This window comes from Pseudomonas aestiva (assembly GCF_039908605.1).
GTDB lineage: Bacteria > Pseudomonadota > Gammaproteobacteria > Pseudomonadales > Pseudomonadaceae > Chryseomonas > Chryseomonas aestiva.
Map to the genome: position 1 here is coordinate 3,242,572 of NZ_CP150916.1, position 19,931 is coordinate 3,262,502.

Annotated in this window: 23 protein-coding genes, 1 tRNA gene and 2 pseudogenes; 10 read left to right on the forward strand and 16 right to left on the reverse strand. The window is 61.5% G+C overall.

Going from position 1 to position 19,931, the window contains the following annotated elements; all coding sequences use genetic code 11:
* The first annotated feature begins 1 nt into the window (after window position 1).
* Entirely contained in the window at window positions 2–382 is a 381-nt protein-coding gene (locus AABM56_RS15005) for a hypothetical protein (RefSeq protein WP_133861216.1), read from the forward strand.
* Window positions 383–404: 22 nt separating this feature from the next.
* Window positions 405–1,942 (forward strand): annotated as a pseudogene (locus AABM56_RS15010) (conjugal transfer protein TraG N-terminal domain-containing protein).
* An 18-nt stretch (window positions 1,943–1,960) separates the two neighbouring features.
* Here the strand turns inward: AABM56_RS15010 and AABM56_RS15015 are convergent.
* A complete protein-coding gene (locus tag AABM56_RS15015) occupies window positions 1,961–2,326 on the reverse strand; it encodes a DUF3742 family protein (RefSeq protein WP_133861217.1) in 366 nt (121 codons plus the stop codon).
* 125 nt (window positions 2,327–2,451) lie between these two features.
* On the opposite strand from AABM56_RS15015, the gene AABM56_RS15020 reads away from it, so the two are divergent.
* The 5 genes from AABM56_RS15020 to xerC all read left to right on the forward strand — a co-directional run bounded on the left by AABM56_RS15020 (window position 2,452) and on the right by xerC (window position 6,316).
* Window positions 2,452–2,733: a type II toxin-antitoxin system ParD family antitoxin gene (locus AABM56_RS15020; protein WP_263258904.1), complete on the forward strand. Its 282-nt coding sequence runs from the start codon at window positions 2,452–2,454 to the stop codon at window positions 2,731–2,733.
* Window positions 2,734–2,737: 4 nt separating this feature from the next.
* Window positions 2,738–3,091, forward strand: coding sequence for a type II toxin-antitoxin system RelE/ParE family toxin (locus AABM56_RS15025; RefSeq protein ID WP_347883444.1), 354 nt, complete (start codon window positions 2,738–2,740; stop codon window positions 3,089–3,091).
* Window positions 3,092–3,322: 231 nt separating this feature from the next.
* Window positions 3,323–4,972, forward strand: a complete 1,650-nt coding sequence (mobH, locus tag AABM56_RS15030; protein ID WP_347883445.1) for a MobH family relaxase — start codon at window positions 3,323–3,325, stop codon at window positions 4,970–4,972.
* Window positions 4,875–5,186 carry a DNA-binding domain-containing protein gene (locus AABM56_RS15035; protein WP_263258902.1) on the forward strand — a complete coding sequence of 104 codons (312 nt, stop codon included), beginning with the start codon at window positions 4,875–4,877 and terminating at the stop codon, window positions 5,184–5,186. Before mobH ends, AABM56_RS15035 begins: the two co-directional genes overlap by 98 nt.
* Window positions 5,183–6,316 carry a tyrosine recombinase XerC gene (xerC, locus tag AABM56_RS15040; protein ID WP_133861220.1) on the forward strand — a complete coding sequence of 378 codons (1,134 nt, stop codon included), beginning with the start codon at window positions 5,183–5,185 and terminating at the stop codon, window positions 6,314–6,316. The genes AABM56_RS15035 and xerC overlap by 4 nt, the downstream gene beginning before the upstream one ends.
* Before the next feature lie 173 nt (window positions 6,317–6,489).
* Here xerC and AABM56_RS15045 read toward each other — a convergent pair.
* The 15 genes from AABM56_RS15045 to aspS all read right to left on the reverse strand — a co-directional run bounded on the left by AABM56_RS15045 (window position 6,490) and on the right by aspS (window position 18,385).
* Window positions 6,490–6,565 (reverse strand) — tRNA-Lys (locus AABM56_RS15045).
* 60 nt (window positions 6,566–6,625) lie between these two features.
* Window positions 6,626–7,300, reverse strand: coding sequence for a 7-cyano-7-deazaguanine synthase QueC (queC, locus tag AABM56_RS15050; protein WP_133861221.1), 675 nt, complete (start codon window positions 7,298–7,300; stop codon window positions 6,626–6,628).
* A gap of 2 nt (window positions 7,301–7,302) precedes the next feature.
* A complete protein-coding gene (gene queE / locus AABM56_RS15055) occupies window positions 7,303–7,953 on the reverse strand; it encodes a 7-carboxy-7-deazaguanine synthase QueE (RefSeq protein ID WP_133861222.1) in 651 nt (216 codons plus the stop codon).
* Between the two features lie 71 nt (window positions 7,954–8,024).
* Complete coding sequence (gene ybgF / locus AABM56_RS15060; protein ID WP_133861223.1) at window positions 8,025–8,852, reverse strand: tol-pal system protein YbgF; 828 nt, start codon at window positions 8,850–8,852, stop codon at window positions 8,025–8,027.
* 6 nt (window positions 8,853–8,858) lie between these two features.
* The gene (gene pal, locus AABM56_RS15065) at window positions 8,859–9,380 is read right to left on the reverse strand and encodes a peptidoglycan-associated lipoprotein Pal (protein WP_007160328.1); all 522 of its coding nucleotides are present in this window, start codon (window positions 9,378–9,380) and stop codon (window positions 8,859–8,861) included.
* 59 nt (window positions 9,381–9,439) lie between these two features.
* On the reverse strand, window positions 9,440–10,738 hold the full coding sequence (tolB, locus tag AABM56_RS15070) for a Tol-Pal system beta propeller repeat protein TolB (protein ID WP_133861224.1): 1,299 nt from the start codon (window positions 10,736–10,738) through the stop codon (window positions 9,440–9,442).
* Window positions 10,735–11,841 carry a cell envelope integrity protein TolA gene (gene tolA, locus AABM56_RS15075; RefSeq protein WP_252977172.1) on the reverse strand — a complete coding sequence of 369 codons (1,107 nt, stop codon included), beginning with the start codon at window positions 11,839–11,841 and terminating at the stop codon, window positions 10,735–10,737. Before tolA ends, tolB begins: the two co-directional genes overlap by 4 nt.
* A complete protein-coding gene (gene tolR / locus AABM56_RS15080; RefSeq protein WP_133861225.1) occupies window positions 11,838–12,284 on the reverse strand; it encodes a protein TolR in 447 nt (148 codons plus the stop codon). Before tolR ends, tolA begins: the two co-directional genes overlap by 4 nt.
* 11 nt (window positions 12,285–12,295) lie before the next feature.
* Window positions 12,296–12,988 (reverse strand): protein TolQ, encoded by a 693-nt coding sequence (tolQ, locus tag AABM56_RS15085; protein ID WP_133861226.1) that lies wholly within the window; start codon window positions 12,986–12,988, stop codon window positions 12,296–12,298.
* Between the two features lie 2 nt (window positions 12,989–12,990).
* Window positions 12,991–13,440, reverse strand: a complete 450-nt coding sequence (gene ybgC, locus AABM56_RS15090) for a tol-pal system-associated acyl-CoA thioesterase (RefSeq protein WP_263258900.1) — start codon at window positions 13,438–13,440, stop codon at window positions 12,991–12,993.
* Between the two features lie 51 nt (window positions 13,441–13,491).
* Window positions 13,492–14,544: a Holliday junction branch migration DNA helicase RuvB gene (gene ruvB / locus AABM56_RS15095; protein ID WP_133861228.1), complete on the reverse strand. Its 1,053-nt coding sequence runs from the start codon at window positions 14,542–14,544 to the stop codon at window positions 13,492–13,494.
* A gap of 4 nt (window positions 14,545–14,548) precedes the next feature.
* Window positions 14,549–15,151 carry a Holliday junction branch migration protein RuvA gene (gene ruvA, locus AABM56_RS15100; RefSeq protein WP_133861229.1) on the reverse strand — a complete coding sequence of 201 codons (603 nt, stop codon included), beginning with the start codon at window positions 15,149–15,151 and terminating at the stop codon, window positions 14,549–14,551.
* Window positions 15,152–15,197: 46 nt separating this feature from the next.
* A complete protein-coding gene (ruvC, locus tag AABM56_RS15105; protein ID WP_007160336.1) occupies window positions 15,198–15,758 on the reverse strand; it encodes a crossover junction endodeoxyribonuclease RuvC in 561 nt (186 codons plus the stop codon).
* Complete coding sequence (locus AABM56_RS15110) at window positions 15,758–16,504, reverse strand: YebC/PmpR family DNA-binding transcriptional regulator (protein ID WP_133861230.1); 747 nt, start codon at window positions 16,502–16,504, stop codon at window positions 15,758–15,760. The genes ruvC and AABM56_RS15110 overlap by 1 nt, the downstream gene beginning before the upstream one ends.
* Before the next feature lie 105 nt (window positions 16,505–16,609).
* Window positions 16,610–18,385 (reverse strand): aspartate--tRNA ligase, encoded by a 1,776-nt coding sequence (aspS, locus tag AABM56_RS15115; RefSeq protein WP_133861231.1) that lies wholly within the window; start codon window positions 18,383–18,385, stop codon window positions 16,610–16,612.
* A gap of 211 nt (window positions 18,386–18,596) precedes the next feature.
* On the opposite strand from aspS, the gene AABM56_RS15120 reads away from it, so the two are divergent.
* The 3 genes and pseudogenes from AABM56_RS15120 to AABM56_RS15130 all read left to right on the forward strand — a co-directional run bounded on the left by AABM56_RS15120 (window position 18,597) and on the right by AABM56_RS15130 (window position 19,878).
* Window positions 18,597–19,067 (forward strand): Dps family protein, encoded by a 471-nt coding sequence (locus AABM56_RS15120; protein ID WP_132832088.1) that lies wholly within the window; start codon window positions 18,597–18,599, stop codon window positions 19,065–19,067.
* A 166-nt stretch (window positions 19,068–19,233) separates the two neighbouring features.
* Window positions 19,234–19,542, forward strand: a pseudogene (locus tag AABM56_RS15125) (cold shock domain-containing protein membrane protein); the annotation flags it as partial.
* A 120-nt stretch (window positions 19,543–19,662) separates the two neighbouring features.
* Entirely contained in the window at window positions 19,663–19,878 is a 216-nt protein-coding gene (locus tag AABM56_RS15130) for a cold shock domain-containing protein (RefSeq protein WP_166655908.1), read from the forward strand.
* Window positions 19,879–19,931: the final 53 nt, after the last annotated feature.

Consider the following 19,931-nt stretch of genomic DNA (forward strand, 5'->3'; position numbering starts at 1 on the left):
CATGAGCAATGTTTCTTCGGAGAGCCGTCCGCAGATCAGCCGCGAGCGGAAGCAGAACTCGGTGTTGCGACTCGCCAAGGGCGGCCTGAAGGGCTTCGCATGGGTAGCGGTGATCTTGCTCACCACGGTGCTGCTGGCGCTGGCCTGCAGTCTGCTGATCCAACAGCTGTTTGGCGACGTTGCGGGTTACCGGCAGTGGGCGGAGGCCCACCGTAGCGGTCTGCAGGTCTGGAGATTGGTCGTGTATGCAGCCTTGGCGGCCGGCTGGTGGCCAGTTCGCCAGAGGTTGCGAATGCTGCCAGAAGGTGCCGGGCGCCTGGCCCGCTGTGAGTGGTTGGCGATCGCCGTCATTACGCTCTACGAACTGCAACTCCACCTGTAGCGCCACGCAGAGAAAGACACCCATGGTTCTCTACACCAACGACTACCTCGAGTATTACCTGACCCTGGTGGGCGGCTGATCTATGGCGCCATCTGGGATCTAATCGGGAGCACCGGCCTGTTCGCAGCGCCTTTTGCTGCAATCGTCATCCAGGAGCGGTTGCGCGCCCGCGGCGAAGGCCAGGATGACGGCAACAAGGGAGCGCTGAGCCTGGGGCGGATCGAAAACCGATTCTATGTCGCCATCTTCGTCATCATGCTCGGGCTCATGCCCTTGCCGAACTCGGTGCTGAGTTTCTCCACCCTTGAGTACGATAAGACACGCTCCAAGCAGTGTCAGGTCGACGTGCTGAAGCCATCTGAGACGGGATGGGGCACGAGCTTCAGCACCCTCAATGGCAAGAGCGCCCGGATTCCCATCTGGTGGGCAGTGGTACATGCCCTTTCGAAGGGCTTTACCGCGGGTGCGGTCGCCGGTATTCCATGCGGACTGGATCTGCAACAGCTACGCATGGAGGTAAACGCTACCCGGATCGGCAATCCGCTGCTGGCCCAGGAGGTCGCGGACTTCACAAATGACTGCTACGCCCAGGCCCGAGCCAAGCTGTTCATGACGCAGCCGAACCTGTCCGCCTCGCAGTTCGAAGATGTCAGCTGGATTGGCTCGAAGTTCTTTCTGAGCACCAGCGGCTACTACAGCGATAGTGCTTCAGGGTTTCGCTCACACACACCGCGCAAGGCCTGGTCCTATGACCAAACGCGGGATGCGGGACTGGCCGAGACCACCGGGGGCGGCGGCTACCCAACGTGCTCGCAGTGGTGGTCTGACGGCACAATCGGATTGCGTGCGCGGCTGTTGGCGGCGGTGGAGCCCAGCCTGATCACTCAGCTCGCCCAGTGGGCGAAACTGATGAACCAGCAAGAGGTAGAGGACCAGGTGATACGCGATCTGGTATCGCCCCGTAAGCAGGTGCTGACCCAAGGGCAGGTCTATGGAGACTACGGTGGCCAGGTAGGCGGAAGCATTGGCAGCAGCATCTCACGCGTCACAGCCACTGCAGGTCAGGCAGTGGGATCGCTAGCGATGTACCCGGCCATCGACAGTGTTCGCCAGGCTGCGCCGATGGTCCTGGCCTTCCTGAAGATGGCGTTCATCGTCTGCATCCCCATCGTGCTGGTGCTGGGCACCTATGATCTGAAGGTTGCCATGACGCTGACCTTCGCCCAGTTCGCACTGATCTTTGTCGACTTCTGGCTGCAGCTGGCCCGCTGGGTCGACAGCACGATCCTCGACGCCCTGTACGGCAACATCATGGGTGCCTCACCCCATCTGAACTTCAACATCATGATGGGCATGAACAACGCCCAGGGCGACTTGCTGCTGGACTTCGTGATGGGGACGATGTTCTTGGTGCTGCCGGCGTTTTGGATTGCGGCACTTAGCTGGGCTGGCTACCAGCTTGGCGGCGTAATCAGCGGATTCAGTACCGATGCCGCATCGGCAAAGGATACAAGCGGCCGCGTAGCAGATTCATTTGTGAAGCGCGGAACGGGTGTTTAGCCGGACAGCACAATGGCTTCAATCGTGAACTTTCAGATTGGAGTCATTGTAGCAACCGTACCCAGTATGTCCTTCCCGAAGCTCGAGAATCTCATTTGGGCTCTCGGACTTAGAAACGTCCTCACCTCGCGGAGAATGAGTAATCACCCAAAGCGCTGCGCATACGAGAACGACGGGGATAAATAAGTAAATGGAATAGACTGCGGCAGCTGCCAATACAGCACCGCGCATCGACCATTTCAACACCTTGATGATGCCGGCCGGAACACCCACCCCAGCCAAACCGGTCCAAATGGCGCCTTCAGCCCGTACGAGCAAACGGCTCGTATCCAGCTTTCCAAGGTGAGTCCAATCTTCGGAAGATCCCGGTTTGCGAGTGGTCATGGCTACTGCCTCATTCCATGGAGCGCGATGGCTCTACGACGGCACTTATACGCCGCAATCGGTGACGCCGCAACCGCCATGGCATAAAATGCCATGCGCTGTCCTTGCTCTAACCCGGAGTCGCCATGCCTACCCGAAACATCGTCATTCCCGAGCCGCTCTCCCGTGAAATTGACCGGCTGGTTGAGAGCGGTCGCTACCAAAATGCCAGCGAGGTAGTTCGAAACGGACTCCGTCTGCTGATTCAGCAAGAGGCAATGGTCTCGGCCAAGGTTGAAGCCTTGCGCAACGCTACGGGCTCAGCCCTCGAGCAGCTGGAGCAGGGAAGGTTCGACGAGGTGAGCGGGGGGGACCTGGAGCAGTACCTGGAAGGCTTGGCGGTTGAAGACAGCCGCATAGGCCACTGAACCGATGAAGTACCGTATCTCCGCCAAGGCCCGACAGGACCTGGCCGACATCCTGGTGTATTCCGCTCAGCAATTCGGCCCATCTGCCCGGAAGCGCTACCAGAGCTTGCTAGTACGCAGCTTCAATCTGATTGCAACCGATCTCTGCGGGCCTGTGAGTCGTGCCCGCGATGAGCTGCACGAGGGCCTGCGCAGCATCCACCTGGCCCATGCCCAAAGGGGTATTCCGTCCGAGCAGCGCGTCGGCCAGCCACGTCATGTAGTGTTCTACCGGATCGCGGCTGACGACGTCATCGAGATAGTGCGCCTGGCTGCACGACCTAATGGAGCCCAAGGAACATCTGGCCAGCCCCAGTAACCGAAAGGGCCAAATGGGCTGGAGCAAAGGAGCGAGTGGAAGGGGGCTCTAAGGGTAAAAGCCCTACCAGAAAGGGCTCCGCCTTCGGCTTCGAACAGCAAAGGGTGCCCAGGCTCCTGACCATAGTAGCCATCCGCCTTCCCAACCTTCCGAGCCGTGATAGCGGTTTACCATTGTTCGCTCACCGCTGCTGATCGACAACGCAGGCCCAAGAACTACCAAGGGCATGCCATGTTCGATCTCTTTTTCAGGAAGAAAGCCCCACCCTCCGCGCCTGCAGGGTGCAGCAAACAGGGCTTCACCCAGCCGTCTGCAGGCCAGGATATCCTGGTGCTCCCCCGCCGGCAGAAGCTCATCGAGAACATCTGGCAGCGGACGTCGCTGTCCCGCGAGCAGTTCGCCTCACTCTATCGAGATCCTCTCGGGCGCTACGCTGATCTGGTCCAGCAGCTTCCAGCTTCGGAAAACCACCACCATGCCTATCCCGAAGGCCTGCTCGACCACGGGTTGGAGATCGTCGCCTACGCACTGAAGATCAGGCAGAACTACCTCCTCCCCATTGGCGCACCGCCTGAGTCACAAGCAGCCCAGGCCGAAGCGTGGTCAGCAGCGGTAGCCTACGGCGCCCTCCTCCACGACTTGGGCAAGATTGCCGTCGACATCGAAGTCGTCCTCGAGGATGGCAAGCCATGGCACCCCTGGCACGGTCGCATTGAGCAGCCCTACCGCTTCAGATACGTCAAAGGTCGCGATTACCAGCTTCATGGCGCTGCCTCAGCACTCGTCTATTTCCAGGTGCTGCCTCCCCACGTGCTGGACTGGCTCAGTGGCTATCGCGAGCTATGGTCATCGCTGATCTTCGTCTTGGCCGGGCAATACCAGCATGCCGGCGTACTGGGCGAGATTATCGTCCAGGCAGACCAGGCGAGTGTCGCCCAGGAGCTCGGCGCCAACCCGCAACGTGCGATGGAGGCCCCCAAGAATACGATCCAGCGTCAACTGGCTAACGGGTTGCGCACCCCGGTCATTGAGAAGTTCAAGCTGAACCAGCCCGAAGGGCCCTCTGACGGGTGGCTGACCCAAGATGCGCTATGGCTCGTCAGCAAGCCTGCCTCAGACCAGCTGCGGGCACTGATGCTCTCCCAAGGCGTGGAAGGTATGCCCACCTCGAATGCACCGTTCTTCAACCTGATCCAAGACCAGGCCATCATCCAGGTCAACGCTCAGGACAAGGCTATCTGGAAGGCAACGATCGACACCGGCCACGGCTGGAAGAACACCTTCACCTTACTCAAGGTCTCCCCCGCGTTGATTTGGCCAGATCCTGCGGATCGACCAGCTCCATTTACCGGCACTTTCACACTCGAGCAGCCGGAGGACACCGAGCTAGATCAGCAGCGGCCTGCACCCGTGAGCGATATCGCTACGCCACCATTCCCGATACCACAAAGCATGATACATGTCACATCTTCACAAGAGGTGCCTTCATCCGAAACACTGCCGCCGCCCGCATTCCAGACCGGTTTGGACCCCATGGACGAGACCCTTGCACTAGCAGATGAGCTCTTTGGTGAAGCGGCTTCATCTTCAGAAATTCCAACTTCTCAGCTGCTCCCCGACTTTACGCGAAACAGCTTCACTGATTGCATCGCCGAGCACTCAGCTGAAGAGGCAATTTCGGCCAAGGACACAGCTGATCTCGGCCAAGCTTTCATAGCTTGGGCGGCAGGGCGTGCTTTCACACACGCTTGTGATCAACGACGCCAAAGCACTGATTCACATAGTGGATGGCACTGCGTTTCTCGTCAGCCCCGGATTATTCAAGCGCTATGCCTTGGAGCATCCTCACCTACAGAGGGAAGCCAAGGCGAGAGGGATTGAATCCTGGCAGCTAGTTCAACGCGGATTTGAAAAACTCAAAACTAACCGCAAGACACCGGACAATCTAAATATATGGACATGCGAGGTCATCGGCCCGCGGAAATCCAAACTGCTCAAAGGCTATATCTTGAAGGACCCTGATGCAATCTTCACGCATCCGCCATTCGATAATATTAGCCTGCGATTGCAGGATATGGGAGCTAGCGAAAATTGAATATCATCGATATCGCTAGCGAATACAATGATACTCACGATCTCAGGCCAGCAACTAGAGTTATCTACCTAGCAGCAGCCCGGGCATTAAGCAGAAGATTTGGCAATGACGTCGAACTCGAAAAACTCCATCATAGGGATGTTCTAATCTGGCGCAAGGAGGCCTTGGATTCTGGCCTAGCCAAGCGCAGCTGGAACACCTATGCAAGTCATCTCAAAACCCTTTTCGGCTACGCCATTTCTCAAGACTTATTGTCGCTTCGCAAAAATCCTTTCACTGACACCTCAGTAGTGCCACCCAGAAAGCAGAAAAAAACTGTGCCTCACGAGGCTATTATCCAGGGTCGCAACCAGCTTATCAGGCTACAAGAGATCGAACGGGTATCAGGCGAACGAAGCAGCATAACCCCAGCTTGGTTCTGGCTATCTGTCTACGAGACCTTTCACTACACCGGAATCCGTCTGAACTCTTTATTGAGTATACAGAAACGAGACATCTGCCTGAGACGTAGAACCATTAATATTCGAAGCGAAGGAGACAAGACTCATAAAGAGTTTCTTTTACCGATTCCTGGGCCCCTCTATGAGTACATAGACCGCGTTGTAGCGTGGGCAGATTCTTTGCATTTCAAAGCCACGGATCAGCCATTTAACGTCAATAGGTTCTCCTCGCACTACAGACGAGAAACTATGGATATAAATCAGATTGAGGCAATGTACAGAAAGCTGACGGCGATAGTAGGAACCCGGATGACTCCGCATCAGTTCAGGCACACATTAGCGTCTGACCTAATGCGACAAGCTGATCGCAACATTCACGTAGCCAAAGCCCTGCTGAACCACTCGAGCATCGCTACCACGATGGAATACATCGAGACGGATCCACACCAGATGCGTCATGTCCTCGAAGAGCGTGCTGAGAAGGTACCAAAGAGCCTGATCGCTCGAGTTGATTACAGCACCCGGCAACACCAGGAACAGCGACTGGATCCATCCAAGCAATCCGCCTCGCTGCCCTTTCAGCAGCCGACGAGCATCTCCGGACCTTCGACGTCTGAGGCGTTTGATCAGCTTGCAGAATGGATCAGCAATGGCGCGCGTCCGCTTACAGCGGTAGTGAGGCGTGGATAGCAGAGCAGAAGGGAAACAGATGTCCTGCCTAAACCAGACGGAATAGGCCTAGGAAGCGAGATGATTCAATTTGACATCATCAAACCGCGGGGCCAGATTCCGCTCCAGACGGCTGCTTGTTTTTAGCTGCGAGGACGCAAAAACCCTCCATTGCGGAGGGTTTCTGGTGAAGATGGTGGGTCGTGTGGGATTCGAACCTACGACCAATTGGTTAAAAGCCAACTGCTCTACCGACTGAGCTAACGACCCGTTAGTGGGCGCCATTCTAGCGATTTTCTCAGGAGAATCAACACCCTAGATGAAAATTTTTTAGTGGTAGCGCGTAGGGTCCGAAATTCCCGCCGCCTTGAAGCCGTCGGCGCGCAGGCGGCAGCTGTCACAGCGCCCGCAGGCCTTACCTTCGTCGTCGGCCTGGTAGCAGGAGACGGTCTGGCCATAGTCCACGCCCAGCTGGCTGCCGGCCTGGACAATCTGCGCCTTGGAGAGGAATTGCAGCGGGGCTTCGATCTTGAAGCTATCCCCTTCCACACCGGCCTTGGTGGCGAGATTGGCCAGGCGCTCGAAGGCTTCGACGAATTCCGGCCGACAATCCGGATAACCGGAGTAGTCCACCGCGTTCACCCCGATGAAGAGATGACGGGCGCCAAGCACCTCGGCCCAACCCAGGGCCAGCGATAGGAACACGGTATTGCGCGCCGGCACGTAGGTGACGGGGATGCCCTCACCCGGGGTCTCCGGGACGGCGATATCCGGATCGGTAAGCGCCGAGCCGCCGATGCCGTTGAGATCCAGGCCGATCACCTTGTGCTCGACGACCCCCAGCTGGCGCGCCACGCGCTCGGCGGCCTGCAGCTCGGCTCTATGGCGCTGGCCGTAGTCGAAACTCATGGTGTAGCAGGCGAAGCCCTGAGCCTTGGCCATGGCGACGATGGTGGCGGAATCCAGGCCGCCAGAGAGAAGGATGACCGCTTTAGGCTGATTCATGCTCAGTGTCCCGGCTCGTCGTTCCAGAGAATCTTGTGCAACTGCAGCTGGAAGCGCACCGGCAGATTGTCCGTCACGATCCACTCCGCCAACTCACGCGGCACCACCTGGCCATGGCTGGGCGAGAACAGTACCTCGCCCGCACGCTGTTCCAGGCGATACTCGATCAGCTTGGAAACCGCCCAGTCATAGTCCTCGCGGGAACAGATGACGAACTTGATCTGATCATTGGGCGTCAGGTGGTCAAGGTTGGCGTACAGGTTGCGCCCCACCTCCCCCGACCCTGGCGTCTTGAGGTCGACGACCTTGCTCACGCGCACATCCACGCCACTGACATCCAGGGCGCCACTGGTTTCCAGGGACACCTGGTAGCCGGCATCGCACAGTTGTTCGAGCAGCTTGAGGCAATTGGGCTGGGCCAGTGGCTCGCCACCGGTCACGCAGATGTGCCGCGGCCGGTAGCTCGCGACCTGCTCCAGGATGGCATCCAGGTGATGGATCTCGCCGCCGGTGAAGGCATAGGCCGTGTCGCAATAGTGGCAGCGCAGGGGACAGCCGGTGAGGCGGACAAAGACGGTGGGAAGACCGGCAGTGCGGGCTTCACCCTGGAGCGAATAGAAGATTTCGGTAAGACGTAGGGTATCTTTTTGCATGAAAGCCACGGGCGTGACAGCTACACAGGCCATCCGCCTCCGTTGCGGTAGATAGAAGAAAAAAGCCTGCGCTAGGGCAGGCTTTTCAGATCCCGCTGCGCCAGTTGCGCAGCGGAGGTTCCGGGATACTGGCTGATGACCTGCTGGTACATGCCCTTGGCCCGATCGGTGCGGCCGAGCTTCTGCTCGACCCCACCCAGTTTGTAGAGCGAATCCGGCACCTTGTTGCTGGTGGGATAGGCCTGACTGACCTTGGCGAAAGCCTGGCCTGCGGCCTGCAGATCGCCCTTGGCCAGATTCACTTCACCCAGCCAGTACTGGGCGTTGCCGGCGTACTGACTGTTGGGATATTTGCGCAGAAAGGCGTTGAACGCCTGACTGGCCTTGTCGAAATCCTTGGCTTTGATCAGATCGAAGGCAGCGTCGTAGTACAGCTTTTCCTTCGCTGGATCGCCCGGTTCGCTACTGGCGGCAGGTGCCCCTGCGGAAGCAGGTGGGGTCGGCGTATTGTTGGCCGCGATGGCACCCCCTTGGGCGGCACCCGCAGCGGCTCCGGCACCTGCATTGGCAGGAGCGGAAGAAAGCTGGGAAATACGGCCATCCAGATCCTGGTAACGATCCAATCCTTCCTGCTTGAGCTGGCGGATCTCGTTTTCCTGAACCTCGACCTGGCCACGCAGGCGCGCGATATCGTCCTGCATCTGCTGCAACTGCATGAACAGTTGACCCATGCCGGAAACGGGAGCCCCGTTTCCGGCACTGGCCGCGCCTGCGTTGCCATAGCCTTGCCCAGCGGACTGGGCAACGCCATAACTACCATCCTGTACGGGAACCTGAGCCCCGGCGACAACCGGTACACCAAGGGTCAGGGCGATCAAGAACTGCAGGCGCTTGGACATCGTTTATTACTTCTTCAGCTCGACGCGACGGTTCTGAGCCCAGGAAGCCTCGTCGTGACCGACGGCAACCGGACGCTCTTTACCGTAGGACACCAGCTCCAGCTGAGCCGGGGACACGCCCTGCAGCACCAGGTAGCGCTGAACGGCCTTGGCACGACGCTCGCCCAGCGCCAGGTTGTACTCGCGGGTACCGCGTTCGTCGGTGTTGCCTTCCAGAACGACGCGCTGGCCGCTGGCCTTCAGGTCACGGGCGTGAACGTCCAGAGCGCGCATGGCTTCCGGCTTCAGGTCGGAGCTGTCGTACTCGAAGTAGAAGGTGGTGATGGCGCGCAGAGCGGCTTCGTCACCCATGCTGCCGTCGACGGCACCCGAGTTGGCGCCGTAGCCAGCGTTCGGGTCGACAGCACCGGCGCCAGCGCCAGCACCAGCGCCTTCACCGGAGGCGTCGCCGCCCTTGGAGGAACAGCCTACGGCCACGGCCATGGCCAGAGCCAGCGCAGCGAACTTGCCGAATTTCAGCATTTCCATCATGTAACTCCTAAAAGAACCGCAATGTTGGTGTAACTAAGGACTTTTCTAATTAGCCGTCAGTTCAGGTAAGGAGACCAGGAAGGCTCGCGCACGTCACCCTGGGCGGTGGGAATAGGAATCCTGACGCGACCATTGATGGAGACAAGCATCAGTACGCCTCGGTCCTGCTGGCGGGTGGCGTAGATTAGCATGGTGCCATTGGGCGCAACAGTGGGCGAATCGTTGAGGCTGGTGTTGGAAAGTACCCGCACAGAGCCGCGCTGGAGGTCCTGCGCAGCGATCTGGAAGTTGGTGAAACCTTCCTGACGATGCACCATGACCAGGGTCTTTTCATCCGCCGAAAGTTTCGGGTTGGCATTGTAGTTACCGACGAAAGTCACGCGCTCAGCACCCCCGCCATTGGCGCTGGTCTTGTAGATCTGCGGCTTGCCGGAACGGTCGGAGGTGAAATAGATGGTCTGGCCATCCTTGCCCCAGAAGGGCTCGGTATCGATGGCGGAGTCATTCGTCACACGACGAATGGCACGCGAGCCGAGATCCATCACATAGATCTCGGGGTTGCCATCCTTGGACAGCACGAATGCCAGGCGATTGCCATCGGGCGAAAACGCTGGCGCGCCATTCAGGCCTTCGAAGTTGGTCAGCTGCTCGCGGCGACCGGTGTCGATGTACTGCATGAAGATGCGCGGGCGCTGCTGCTCGAAGGAAACGTAGGCGATGCGCTTGCCATCCGGCGCGAAACGCGGCGACAGGATCGGCTCACGCGACTGCAGCAGGGTAACGGCACGCGCACCGTCATAGTCGGCGCGCTGCAGGGTGTAACGGGTGTTGGTGGCGGAGAAGCGCTCGGCGGTCACATAGAGGATGCGCGTCGAGAAGGCACCTTTCACCCCGGTCAGCTTTTCATAGGCCTGGTCCGAAATGAAGTGCGCCATGTCGCGCAGCTGATCGGTGCTGCCGCCGACGTTGCCGGTCAGGACCTGCTGTTCGGTGGAGACGTTGAAGAGGGCGTAGCTGATCTGCAGGCGGCCACCGTTGGGCACGACATTGCCTACCAGCACGTAATTGGCGCCCAGCGCCTTCCAGTCACGGAAGATGACTTCGCTGGCCTGGCTCGGCTGACTCAGCATGTTCTGGCGTGGAATCGGCGAGAACACCCCGGAGTTGCGCAGGTCATCGCTGACGATATTGCCCAGGTCTTCCGGCAGCGGCTGACCACCCTGCCAGCCGAAGGGCACGACGGCGATCGGAATGGCACGATCACTACCGCTGGAGATCACCAGCGGATCGGCCGCCTGGGCGGAGCCCACCACCAGGACCAGGCCCAGCAGGATGTAACGGATCAGGGTGTTCACAGACTCAGGTCCTCCGGTTTGAAGATCATGCGGCGCTGACGGTACAGCTGATCGAAGGTCTTGCGATCCAGCTGCTGCAGCTCACGGATACGACCGACGTTACGCACGGCCGATACCGCTGAATTATCGAATTCCTTGTTGCCACTGGAGCGGGTAACCGTCGCGCTGGTAATGGTGCCGTCTGGCAGCATGTTGATCTGCACCTCGACGCTCATACCGTTGCGCGCCGACTGCGGTCGCGTCCACTGCTCGCTGACCAGACGCACGATCAGGTCATCGAAGCTCGATGCCACCTCGTCGCCCTGCTCTTCGGCCAGTGCCTGCTGCCGCTGGGTATCATCGGACAGCAATTCGGCCAACGCCTGTGCCTTCTTGTCTTCCGCCGCCTTGCGTGCAGCTGCCTGGGCAGCCTTCTTCTTGGCGTCGTCTGCCGCTTTCTTCTTGGCAGCCTCGGCTGCAGCCTCTTTCTTGGCCGCTTCTGCCGCCGCCTTCTGCTTGGCCTCTTCCGCCGATTTCTGCTTGGCTGCTTCGGCCGCCGCCTTCTTGGCCGCTTCGTCGGCTGCCTTCTGCTTGGCGGCTTCGTCGGCCTTCTTCTTGGCGATATCCGCCTGCTTCTTCTGCTCGACAGCCTGCTTGGCTTCCGCAGCCGCCTTGGCGGCCTCGGACTGTTTCTCGGCCTCAGCCTTGGCTTCGGCGGCTTTGGCCGCCGCTTCCGCTTGCTGCGCCTTTCGAGCGTCGTCGGCTTTCTTTTGTTCCGCGGCCTGTTGCTGGGCTTCCTTCTGTTGCTGAGCCGCCTTGGCCGCCGCCGCTTCGCGCTGGGCTTCCTGTTGCTCGCGGCGCTGCTCCAGCTGCTCCTGCTCGTACTGTTTGGCCGCGGTCTTCTTCGCCTCCCCCGCCAGTTTCTGCTCGGTCTGCACCTGCGCGGAACTCTTGGACTTGAGCTGGACCAGGGTGGCCTGGACGACCGGACGCGACTGGGGCAATTCAGGGGTGAAGGCGAAGCTGACAAACAGCAGGCCGAAAATCAGCACATGCAGGGCGACTGCCCAGATGACCGGCCAGAAATAACTTTCGGACGACGAACGCTCGCGGTGTCGCATCAAGGCGCCTCGGTAATCAACCCGACGTTGGGCACGCCGGCCTGTTGCAAGGCACCCATGGCGCCGGCCACGACACCGTAGTTGGCAGCCTTGTCACCCCGGATGAACACCTGGGTGTCCGCCCGCTGACGCATGATGGCACCGACCTGCTGACTCAGTTGGGGCAGCGACACCGCGGTCTCGGACTTGGCCTTCTGATCGGTATCCACCTCGGAACCGACGTTCCAGTAGTAGGTACCGTTGGCCTTCACCGAGACGGTGAGGATCTGCTTGTCGTTGTCTTGCGGCAGGGCCTGACTGTCGACCTTGGGCAGGTCGACCTTGACGCCCTGGTTGAGCATGGGCGCCGTCACCATGAAGATGACGAGGAGCACCAACATCACGTCGATGTAGGGCACCACGTTCATCTCGGCGACGGGCTTGCGTTTCTTGCGGCGAGGGACCATGGGATACCTCTTTATTCGTCGCTGGTGTGGACTTTGCGGTGCAGGATGGCCTGGAATTCGTCCGCAAAGGTGTAGTAGCGGTTGATCAGCATTTCCGAGCGGGCAGCGAAGCGGTTGTAGGCCACGACGGCGGGAATGGCGGCGAACAGACCGATGGCGGTGGCGATCAGGGCTTCGGCGATGCCGGGAGCCACGGTGGCCAGGGTCGCCTGCTGGGCAGTGGACAGGCCGCGGAAGGAGTTCATGATGCCCCAGACGGTACCGAACAGACCCACATAGGGGCTGGTGGAACCGACGGTGGCCAGGAACGGCAGGGCCTGATCGAGTTTTTCTTCCTCACGGGAGATGGCGACGCGCATGGCGCGCGAGACGCCTTCCATCACGGCATCGGGATCCACGCCGGGCTGCTGACGCAGGCGGGAGAATTCCTTGAAGCCGGCGCGGAAGATCTGCTCGACGCCGGAGTCCGGATCGGGGTTGCTGCCGGCCTGGCGATACAGCTTGGACAGATCGATGCCCGACCAGAATTTCTCTTCGAAGGCATCCAGGGAACGCTTGGCGGCGCGCATGGCATTGCCGCGCTGGATGATCATGATCCAGGACGTGACAGAGGCTGCGACCAGGATGAGCATCACCAGTTGCACCACCAAGCTGGCGTTGGCAATGAGGCTCCACATGGACGTATGGTCGACGTTGGGTTGCACGCTTAATCTCCTGATTGAATTGACGCCGGATTTCCGGCAAGAACCGTTCGCATGGCTGCAGGGATAGCCCTGGGCCTGAAGCTGTCAGCACGCACACAGGCGACCGTCACCCACCCTTCACAGAGCAGGACAGCGTCCCTGGCGCGCCGGACCTCTTGGTGAAACCTGAGGCTGGCGCGCTTCGCCTCGACCACCTCGGCACCGATCAGCAGCTCGTCATCCAGTCGCGCGGGCGCATGGTAGCGCGCTTCGCTGCTATGGACGACGAACAGCAGACCATCCCGGGCGAGTTCGGACTGGACATAGCCCAGCGCGCGCAGTCGCTCGGTGCGGGCGCGTTCCATGAACTTGAGGTAGTTGACGTAATAGACGATGCCGCCGGCATCGGTATCTTCGTAGTAGACACGACACCTGAGGACGGACGGCGACGGGCTCCGCGATTGCGCGTGCATACTCTAGAACCTAGCCTCGCCGTTGCCAATCAGAAATGTTCGCAACTGCATTTAATTACCATTGACTTCGAACAGATCGGGTGTACCACCCTGGGCCAGACGCGTCGGCAAATTGAGCCCGAAGTGCAGATAGGCATGGCGGGTCACCACCCGTCCGCGCGGCGTGCGCATGATATAGCCTTGCTGGATCAAATAGGGTTCCAGCACATCTTCGATGGTGTGACGCTCTTCGCTGATGGCGGCAGCGAGACTGTCGACGCCCACCGGACCACCGTCGAACTTGTCGATCATGGTCAGCAGCAGACGGCGATCCTGGTGATCGAAACCCTGGGCGTCGACGTCCAGCAGATCGAGGGCACGACTGGCGATGTCGTGGCTGATGTGACCCTGCCCGCGCACCTCGGCGAAGTCCCGCACCCGCCGCAGCAGGCGATTGGCGATCCGCGGCGTGCCACGCGCCCGGCGGGCGATTTCCATGGCCCCCTCGGCCTCGATGGCGAGACCGAGAATGCCGGCCGAGCGGGTGACGATGGTGGCCAGATCCGCGGTGCCGTAGAACTCCAGACGCTGGACGATCCCGAAGCGGTCGCGCAGCGGATTGGTCAGCATGCCGGCGCGGGTGGTCGCGCCGACCAGGGTGAAGGGCGGCAGATCCAGCTTGATGGAGCGAGCCGCCGGACCCTCGCCGATCATGATGTCGAGCTGATAGTCCTCCATCGCCGGATAGAGCACCTCCTCGACGATGGGTGAGAGTCGATGGATCTCGTCGATGAAGAGCACATCACCGGCTTCCAGGTTGGTCAACAGCGCGGCGAGATCGCCCGGGCGTTCCAGCACGGGGCCCGAGGTGCTCTTCAGGGAAACCTGCATTTCCTGGGCGATGATGTTGGCCAGAGTGGTTTTGCCCAGGCCCGGTGGGCCGAAGATCAGGGTGTGGTCGAGGGCCTCGCCCCTGCCCTTCGCGGCCTGAATGAACAGCCCCATCTGGTCGCGCACCACCGGCTGGCCGATGTAGTCGGCCAGACGCACCGGACGGATGGCGCGATCCTGGAATTCCTCACGGTCGCGGCCAGTGCCCGAGATAAGGCGATCGGTTTCTATCATGGGATCAGACCATGCCCTTCAGGGCGCGACGGATGAGTTCCTCGCTGGAAAGGTCTTCCCCCTCCACGGCGGCGACGGCGCGGCTGGCTTCCTGGGGCTTGAAGCCCAGGGCGACCAGGGCGCTGACCGCATCGGCCTCGGCGCTGGCCACGACGGCGGCCTGGTTCGGCAGGACCAGGGGAGCGATGCCGGGCAGGCTTTCCCAGGCCTTGAAGCGGTCCTTCAGCTCGACCAGCAGGCGCTCGGCAGTCTTCTTGCCCACCCCTGGCACCTTGACCAGGGCGGCCGTGTCCTGGGCTTGCACGCAGCGAACCAATTCATCCACCTCGAGACTGGACATCAACGCCAGGGCCAGCTTGGGGCCGACACCATTGAGCCGGATCAGCTCGCGAAACAGCTCACGCTCGCGCTTTTCCCCGAACCCATACAGCAGGTGCGCATCTTCCCGTACCACGAGGTGGGTATGCAATGTGACGATTTCACCCTGGGCCGGCAGCCGATAAAGGGTCGTCATGGGCACTTCGACCTCGTAGCCGACTCCGCCCACGTCGAGCAGGAGATGCGGCGGCTGCTTTTCCGCTAGGGTGCCACGTAGACGACCGATCACAGGGTTACCTTCCTAACGTTGGAGCGAGAGGGTTGAGCGAATAGGACTAGAGCCGCAGACGACCGCCGCGGCGACGGGTGGCCAGCAGACCATGGGGCACCAGGCTCTGCCGGGTATGGGCATGGCACAGGGCAATGGCCAGGGCATCGGAGGCGTCGATCTGCGGCTTTTCGGTCAGCCGCAGCAGGTGCATGACCATCAGCATCACCTGCTGCTTGTCCGCCCCGCCGTTGCCGACAACGGCCTGCTTGACCTGGCTCGCGGTGTACTCGGAGATCTCCAGGCCACCCTCGGCACCGGCGACGATGGCCGCACCCCGGGCCTGTCCCAGCTTGAGCGCCGAATCGGCGTTGCGCGCCATGAACACCTGCTCGATACCCATGGTGACCGGCCCGTACTGGGCGATGACGTCGCGCACGCCGCGATAGACGATCTGCAACCGCTCGGGCAACGGACCGTTTCCCGTACGGATGCAGCCGGAGGCCACGTATTCGCAGCCCCGCCCGGTGTCGCGCACCACGCCGAAGCCGGTCAGCCGCGAGCCCGGGTCGATGCCCAGCACCAGGGTGCCGGGCGCATCGGGCGGCAGGCGCTCGTAGAGGGACATCAGCCGAGCTGCTCCATGACATCCTCGGGGATGTCGGCGTTGGAATAGACGTTCTGCACGTCATCCAGGTCTTCGAGCATGTCGATCAGCTTGAGCACCTTCTGCGCGGTGTCCAGATCCAGGGTCGCGGAGGTCGAGGGGATCATGGTCACCTCGGCTTCGTCGGCCTTGTAGCCGGCGGCGGTCAGGGCTTCGTTGACGGCGATGAAGTCGGCGAAGCTGGTGAAGACGTCGATGGAGCCATCGTCGTTGGCCACCACGTCGTCGGCACCGGCTTCCAGGGCCGCTTCCATCAGGGCGTCTTCGTCCAGGCCGGGGGCATAGCTGATCTGGCCCTTGCGCTCGAACAGATAGGCCACCGAACCGTCGGTACCCAGGTTGCCACCGCACTTGTTGAAGGCGTGGCGAACTTCGGCCGCGGTACGGTTGCGGTTGTCGGTCATGGCTTCGACGATGATGGCGACACCGCTCGGGGCGTAGCCTTCATAGGTCAGTTCCTCGACGTTCTCGCCTTCGCCGGCACCCACGCCACGGGCGATGGCCCGGTCGATGGTGTCGCGGGTCATGTTGGCGGTCAGCGCCTTGTCCACCGCCAGACGCAGGCGGGGATTGTCGGCAGGAACGCCGCCGCCCTGGCGCGCGGCCACGGTCAGCTCACGGATGATCTTGGTGAAGATCTTGCCTTTCTTGGCATCCTGGCGTTCTTTGCGATGCTTGATGTTGGCCCACTTGGAATGACCGGCCATAAGCTACTCCAATCTCTTGACGATGACGGCACCGGCGGCGAGGGCCGCGGCGCACTGAAAAGGGAAATGGAGGGCATCCACCTGGGCGCCCTCCTCCGATAGGACCTATTCCGCCTTGGGCTGCTCGCGCAGGCGGATGTGCAGCTCGCGCAGGGCCTTGGCATCGACGGCGCCGGGCGCCTGGGTCATGACGTCGGCCGCGCTCTGGGTCTTCGGGAAGGCGATGACTTCGCGAATCGAGGAGGCGCCGGTCATCAGCATCACCAGGCGATCCAGACCGAAGGCCAGGCCACCATGGGGCGGTGCACCGAACTTGAGGGCGTCCAGCAGGAAGCCGAATTTCTCTTCCTGTTCCTCGGCGCTGATGCCGAGGACCTCGAAGACCGCCTGCTGCATCTTCTTGTCGTGGATACGGATGGAACCGCCACCCAGCTCGGTGCCGTTGAGCACCATGTCGTAGGCCCGCGACAGGGCTGCGCCCGGATTGGCCTTGAGCGCCTGCGGGTCGCACTTGGGCGAGGTGAAGGGGTGGTGCATGGCGGTCAGGCTGCCATCGTCGTTTTCCTCGAACATCGGGAAGTCGACCACCCACAGCGGCGCCCACTGGCAGGTCAGCAGGTTGAGGTCGTGGCCGAGCTTGATGCGCAGCGCGCCCAGGGCTTCGGAGACAACCTTGGTCTTGTCCGCGCCAAAGAACACGATGTCGCCATCCACCGCACCGACGCGGTCGAGGATGACGTTGATGTTGTCCAGCGGGATGTTCTTGACGATGGGCGACTGCAGGCCCTCGACGCCGGCGGCGCGCTCGTTGACCTTGATGTAGGCCAGGCCCTTGGCGCCATAGATGCCGACGAACTTGGTGTAGTCGTCGATCTGCTTGCGCGGCATGCTCGCCCCGCCCGGTACCCGCAGGGCGGCGACGCGGCACTTGGGATCGTTGGCCGGACCGGCGAAGACCTTGAAGTCGACGTCCTTGAGCTGGTCTTCCACGTCCACCAGCTCCAGCGGGATGCGCAGGTCAGGCTTGTCGGAACCGAAGCGACGCATGGCTTCGGCCAGGGTCATGTGCGGCAGCTCGCCAAATTCGACGTCCAGCACTTCCTTGAACAGGTTGCGCACCATGGTCTCGGTGATGTCCATGATGTCTTTTTCATCGAGGAAGCTGGTCTCGATGTCGATCTGGGTGAATTCCGGCTGGCGGTCGGCACGCAGGTCTTCGTCACGGAAGCACTTGGCGATCTGGTAGTAGCGATCGAAGCCGGCGACCATCAGCAGCTGCTTGAACAGCTGGGGCGACTGCGGCAGGGCGAAGAAGCTGCCGGGATGGGTGCGGCTGGGCACCAGGTAGTCGCGGGCACCCTCGGGGGTGGCCCGGGTCAGGATCGGGGTTTCCACGTCGAGGAAACCGTTTTCGTCCAGGTAGCGGCGGATGCTGGAGGTGATGCGCGAACGCAGCTTGAGCTTCTCGGCCATCTCCGGACGACGCAGGTCGATGAAGCGATAGCGCAGGCGGGTCTCTTCACCGACGTCGGTGTACTCGTTGAGCGGGAACGGCGGGGTCTCCGCCTCGTTGAGCACTTCCAGCTCGTAGCCCAGCACCTCGATGGCGCCGGAGGCCATGTTGGCATTGCGCGCGCCTTCGGGACGCAGGCGCACCTTGCCGGTGAGCCTGACGACATATTCGCTGCGCACGCGGTCGGCCTTGGCGAAGGTTTCGGCGCGATCCGGATCGAACACCACCTGGGCCAGGCCTTCGCGATCGCGGATGTCGAGGAAGATGACCCCGCCGTGGTCACGGCGGCGGTGGACCCAACCGCAGAGGGTGATTTCCTGGCCGTCCAGGCTCTCGTTCAACTGGCCGCAATAGTGGCTGCGCATCATGGTCGTGGTTTCGCTTCTCTAGAACAGGCTGAATGCGTGGAGGCACCGGGCCGGCAGGACCGGGTGCTCGACTGAACGGGAGATTCTATATCATCCGTCACGATTTTACCGTAGCCGGGCGCGCAGCTCGACACGCGAACACTGGCTAAACGGCCAGCGGTTCTGTGATAGCCTCGGAGCCCTTCGCAACCGACGCACAGGAGCCGTCAGCATGGAAATCAACATCGGAATCGCCGAACAAGATCGTGCCCAGATCGCCGAGGGCCTGTCGCGCCTCCTGGCCGACACCTACACCCTGTATCTGAAGACCCACAACTTCCACTGGAACGTGACCGGGCCGATGTTCAACACCCTGCACCTGATGTTCGAGACCCAGTACACCGAGCTGGCGGTCGCCGTGGACGACATCGCCGAGCGCATTCGCGCCCTCGGCTTCCCGGCGCCGGGCACCTATGCCGCCTACGCCCGGCTGTCGAGCATCAAGGAAGAGGAAGGCGTACCGGACGCCCAGGAGATGATCCGGCTGCTGGTGCAGGGCCAGGAAGCCGTAGTGCGGACCGCCCGGGGCATCTTCCCGCTGCTGGACAAGGTCAGCGACGAGCCCACCGCCGATCTGCTGACCCAGCGCATGCAGACCCACGAAAAGACCGCCTGGATGCTGCGCAGCCTGCTGGCCGCCTGAGTCCGGCTACCGTCTCGGGCCACGGCCCGCGACGGTGCCATGATTGAGCGGCCCTCACCTTTTGGGTTTAATAAGGACGCGCTTTTCGCGCCGGGTCATTCCGCTGTCGGGCACCGCTCCGGCAGTTTCGGCAGACCCGTGTTATCTATCCCAAGGTGATTTCACATTGAACACGTTATCTACTGTCCATGTCGTGGTGGGCGCTGCTGCGCTCCTGTTATCGGCGATTCCCGGACTGCAGTCCGATACCTCGTCCTTCGATCAACCCGAGTCCATCCACCTGGCCCTGCTGGGTCTTGCCACCCTCCTCTTCACACCCTTCTCCCGTAGCCGCAGCAGCGGCGCCCAGAAACTCGCCAGTGTCCTGCTGGTGCTCGCCGTCGTGGCCCAGACCTTCATACTGCTGGCGCCCCTCGAGCAGATCGGCGGCCTGCCGGCCGAGCTGGTGCCGCTGGCGCTGACCCTGGTCGCCGCCCTGGCCAGCCTGCCGGAGAAGTTTCGCGGCCAGGCCGGCAGTGCGCCGGTGGTCGATGCCGAGGCGCGCCCGCGCCAGGCGGCGCGTCCGGCGCCCGTTGCGGCCGCCCCGGCACGCCCGCTGGCCGATGACCGCGAGCGCGGCACGGTGAAGTGGTTCAACACCTCCAAGGGCTTCGGCTTCATCTCCCGCGATACCGGCGACGATATCTTCGTGCACTTCCGCGCGATCCGTGGCGAAGGCCATCGGGTGCTGATGGAAGGCCAGCGCGTGGAGTTCTCGGTGATCCAGCGGGACAAGGGCCTGCAGGCCGAGGACGTGATCATCGCGGCCTGATCCGTACCAGCCAAAAGAAAGGCCGCCCATGGGCGGCCTTTTTCATGGGCGCG

Coding starts and splice junctions, on each gene's coding strand:
- queE (WP_133861222.1), bottom strand. CDS start 7,953: ATGCAAAAAGATACCCTACGTCTTACCGAAATCTTCTATTCGCTCCAG.
- AABM56_RS15005 (WP_133861216.1), top strand. CDS start 2: ATGAGCAATGTTTCTTCGGAGAGCCGTCCGCAGATCAGCCGCGAGCGG.
- AABM56_RS15110 (WP_133861230.1), bottom strand. CDS start 16,504: ATGGCCGGTCATTCCAAGTGGGCCAACATCAAGCATCGCAAAGAACGC.
- aspS (WP_133861231.1), bottom strand. CDS start 18,385: ATGATGCGCAGCCACTATTGCGGCCAGTTGAACGAGAGCCTGGACGGC.
- mobH (WP_347883445.1), top strand. CDS start 3,323: ATGTTCGATCTCTTTTTCAGGAAGAAAGCCCCACCCTCCGCGCCTGCA.
- AABM56_RS15025 (WP_347883444.1), top strand. CDS start 2,738: ATGAAGTACCGTATCTCCGCCAAGGCCCGACAGGACCTGGCCGACATC.
- queC (WP_133861221.1), bottom strand. CDS start 7,300: ATGAATCAGCCTAAAGCGGTCATCCTTCTCTCTGGCGGCCTGGATTCC.
- AABM56_RS15120 (WP_132832088.1), top strand. CDS start 18,597: ATGGAAATCAACATCGGAATCGCCGAACAAGATCGTGCCCAGATCGCC.
- AABM56_RS15020 (WP_263258904.1), top strand. CDS start 2,452: ATGCCTACCCGAAACATCGTCATTCCCGAGCCGCTCTCCCGTGAAATT.
- ybgF (WP_133861223.1), bottom strand. CDS start 8,852: ATGTCCAAGCGCCTGCAGTTCTTGATCGCCCTGACCCTTGGTGTACCG.
- tolR (WP_133861225.1), bottom strand. CDS start 12,284: ATGGTCCCTCGCCGCAAGAAACGCAAGCCCGTCGCCGAGATGAACGTG.
- ybgC (WP_263258900.1), bottom strand. CDS start 13,440: ATGCACGCGCAATCGCGGAGCCCGTCGCCGTCCGTCCTCAGGTGTCGT.
- ruvC (WP_007160336.1), bottom strand. CDS start 15,758: ATGTCCCTCTACGAGCGCCTGCCGCCCGATGCGCCCGGCACCCTGGTG.
- ruvB (WP_133861228.1), bottom strand. CDS start 14,544: ATGATAGAAACCGATCGCCTTATCTCGGGCACTGGCCGCGACCGTGAG.
- pal (WP_007160328.1), bottom strand. CDS start 9,380: ATGGAAATGCTGAAATTCGGCAAGTTCGCTGCGCTGGCTCTGGCCATG.
- AABM56_RS15015 (WP_133861217.1), bottom strand. CDS start 2,326: ATGACCACTCGCAAACCGGGATCTTCCGAAGATTGGACTCACCTTGGA.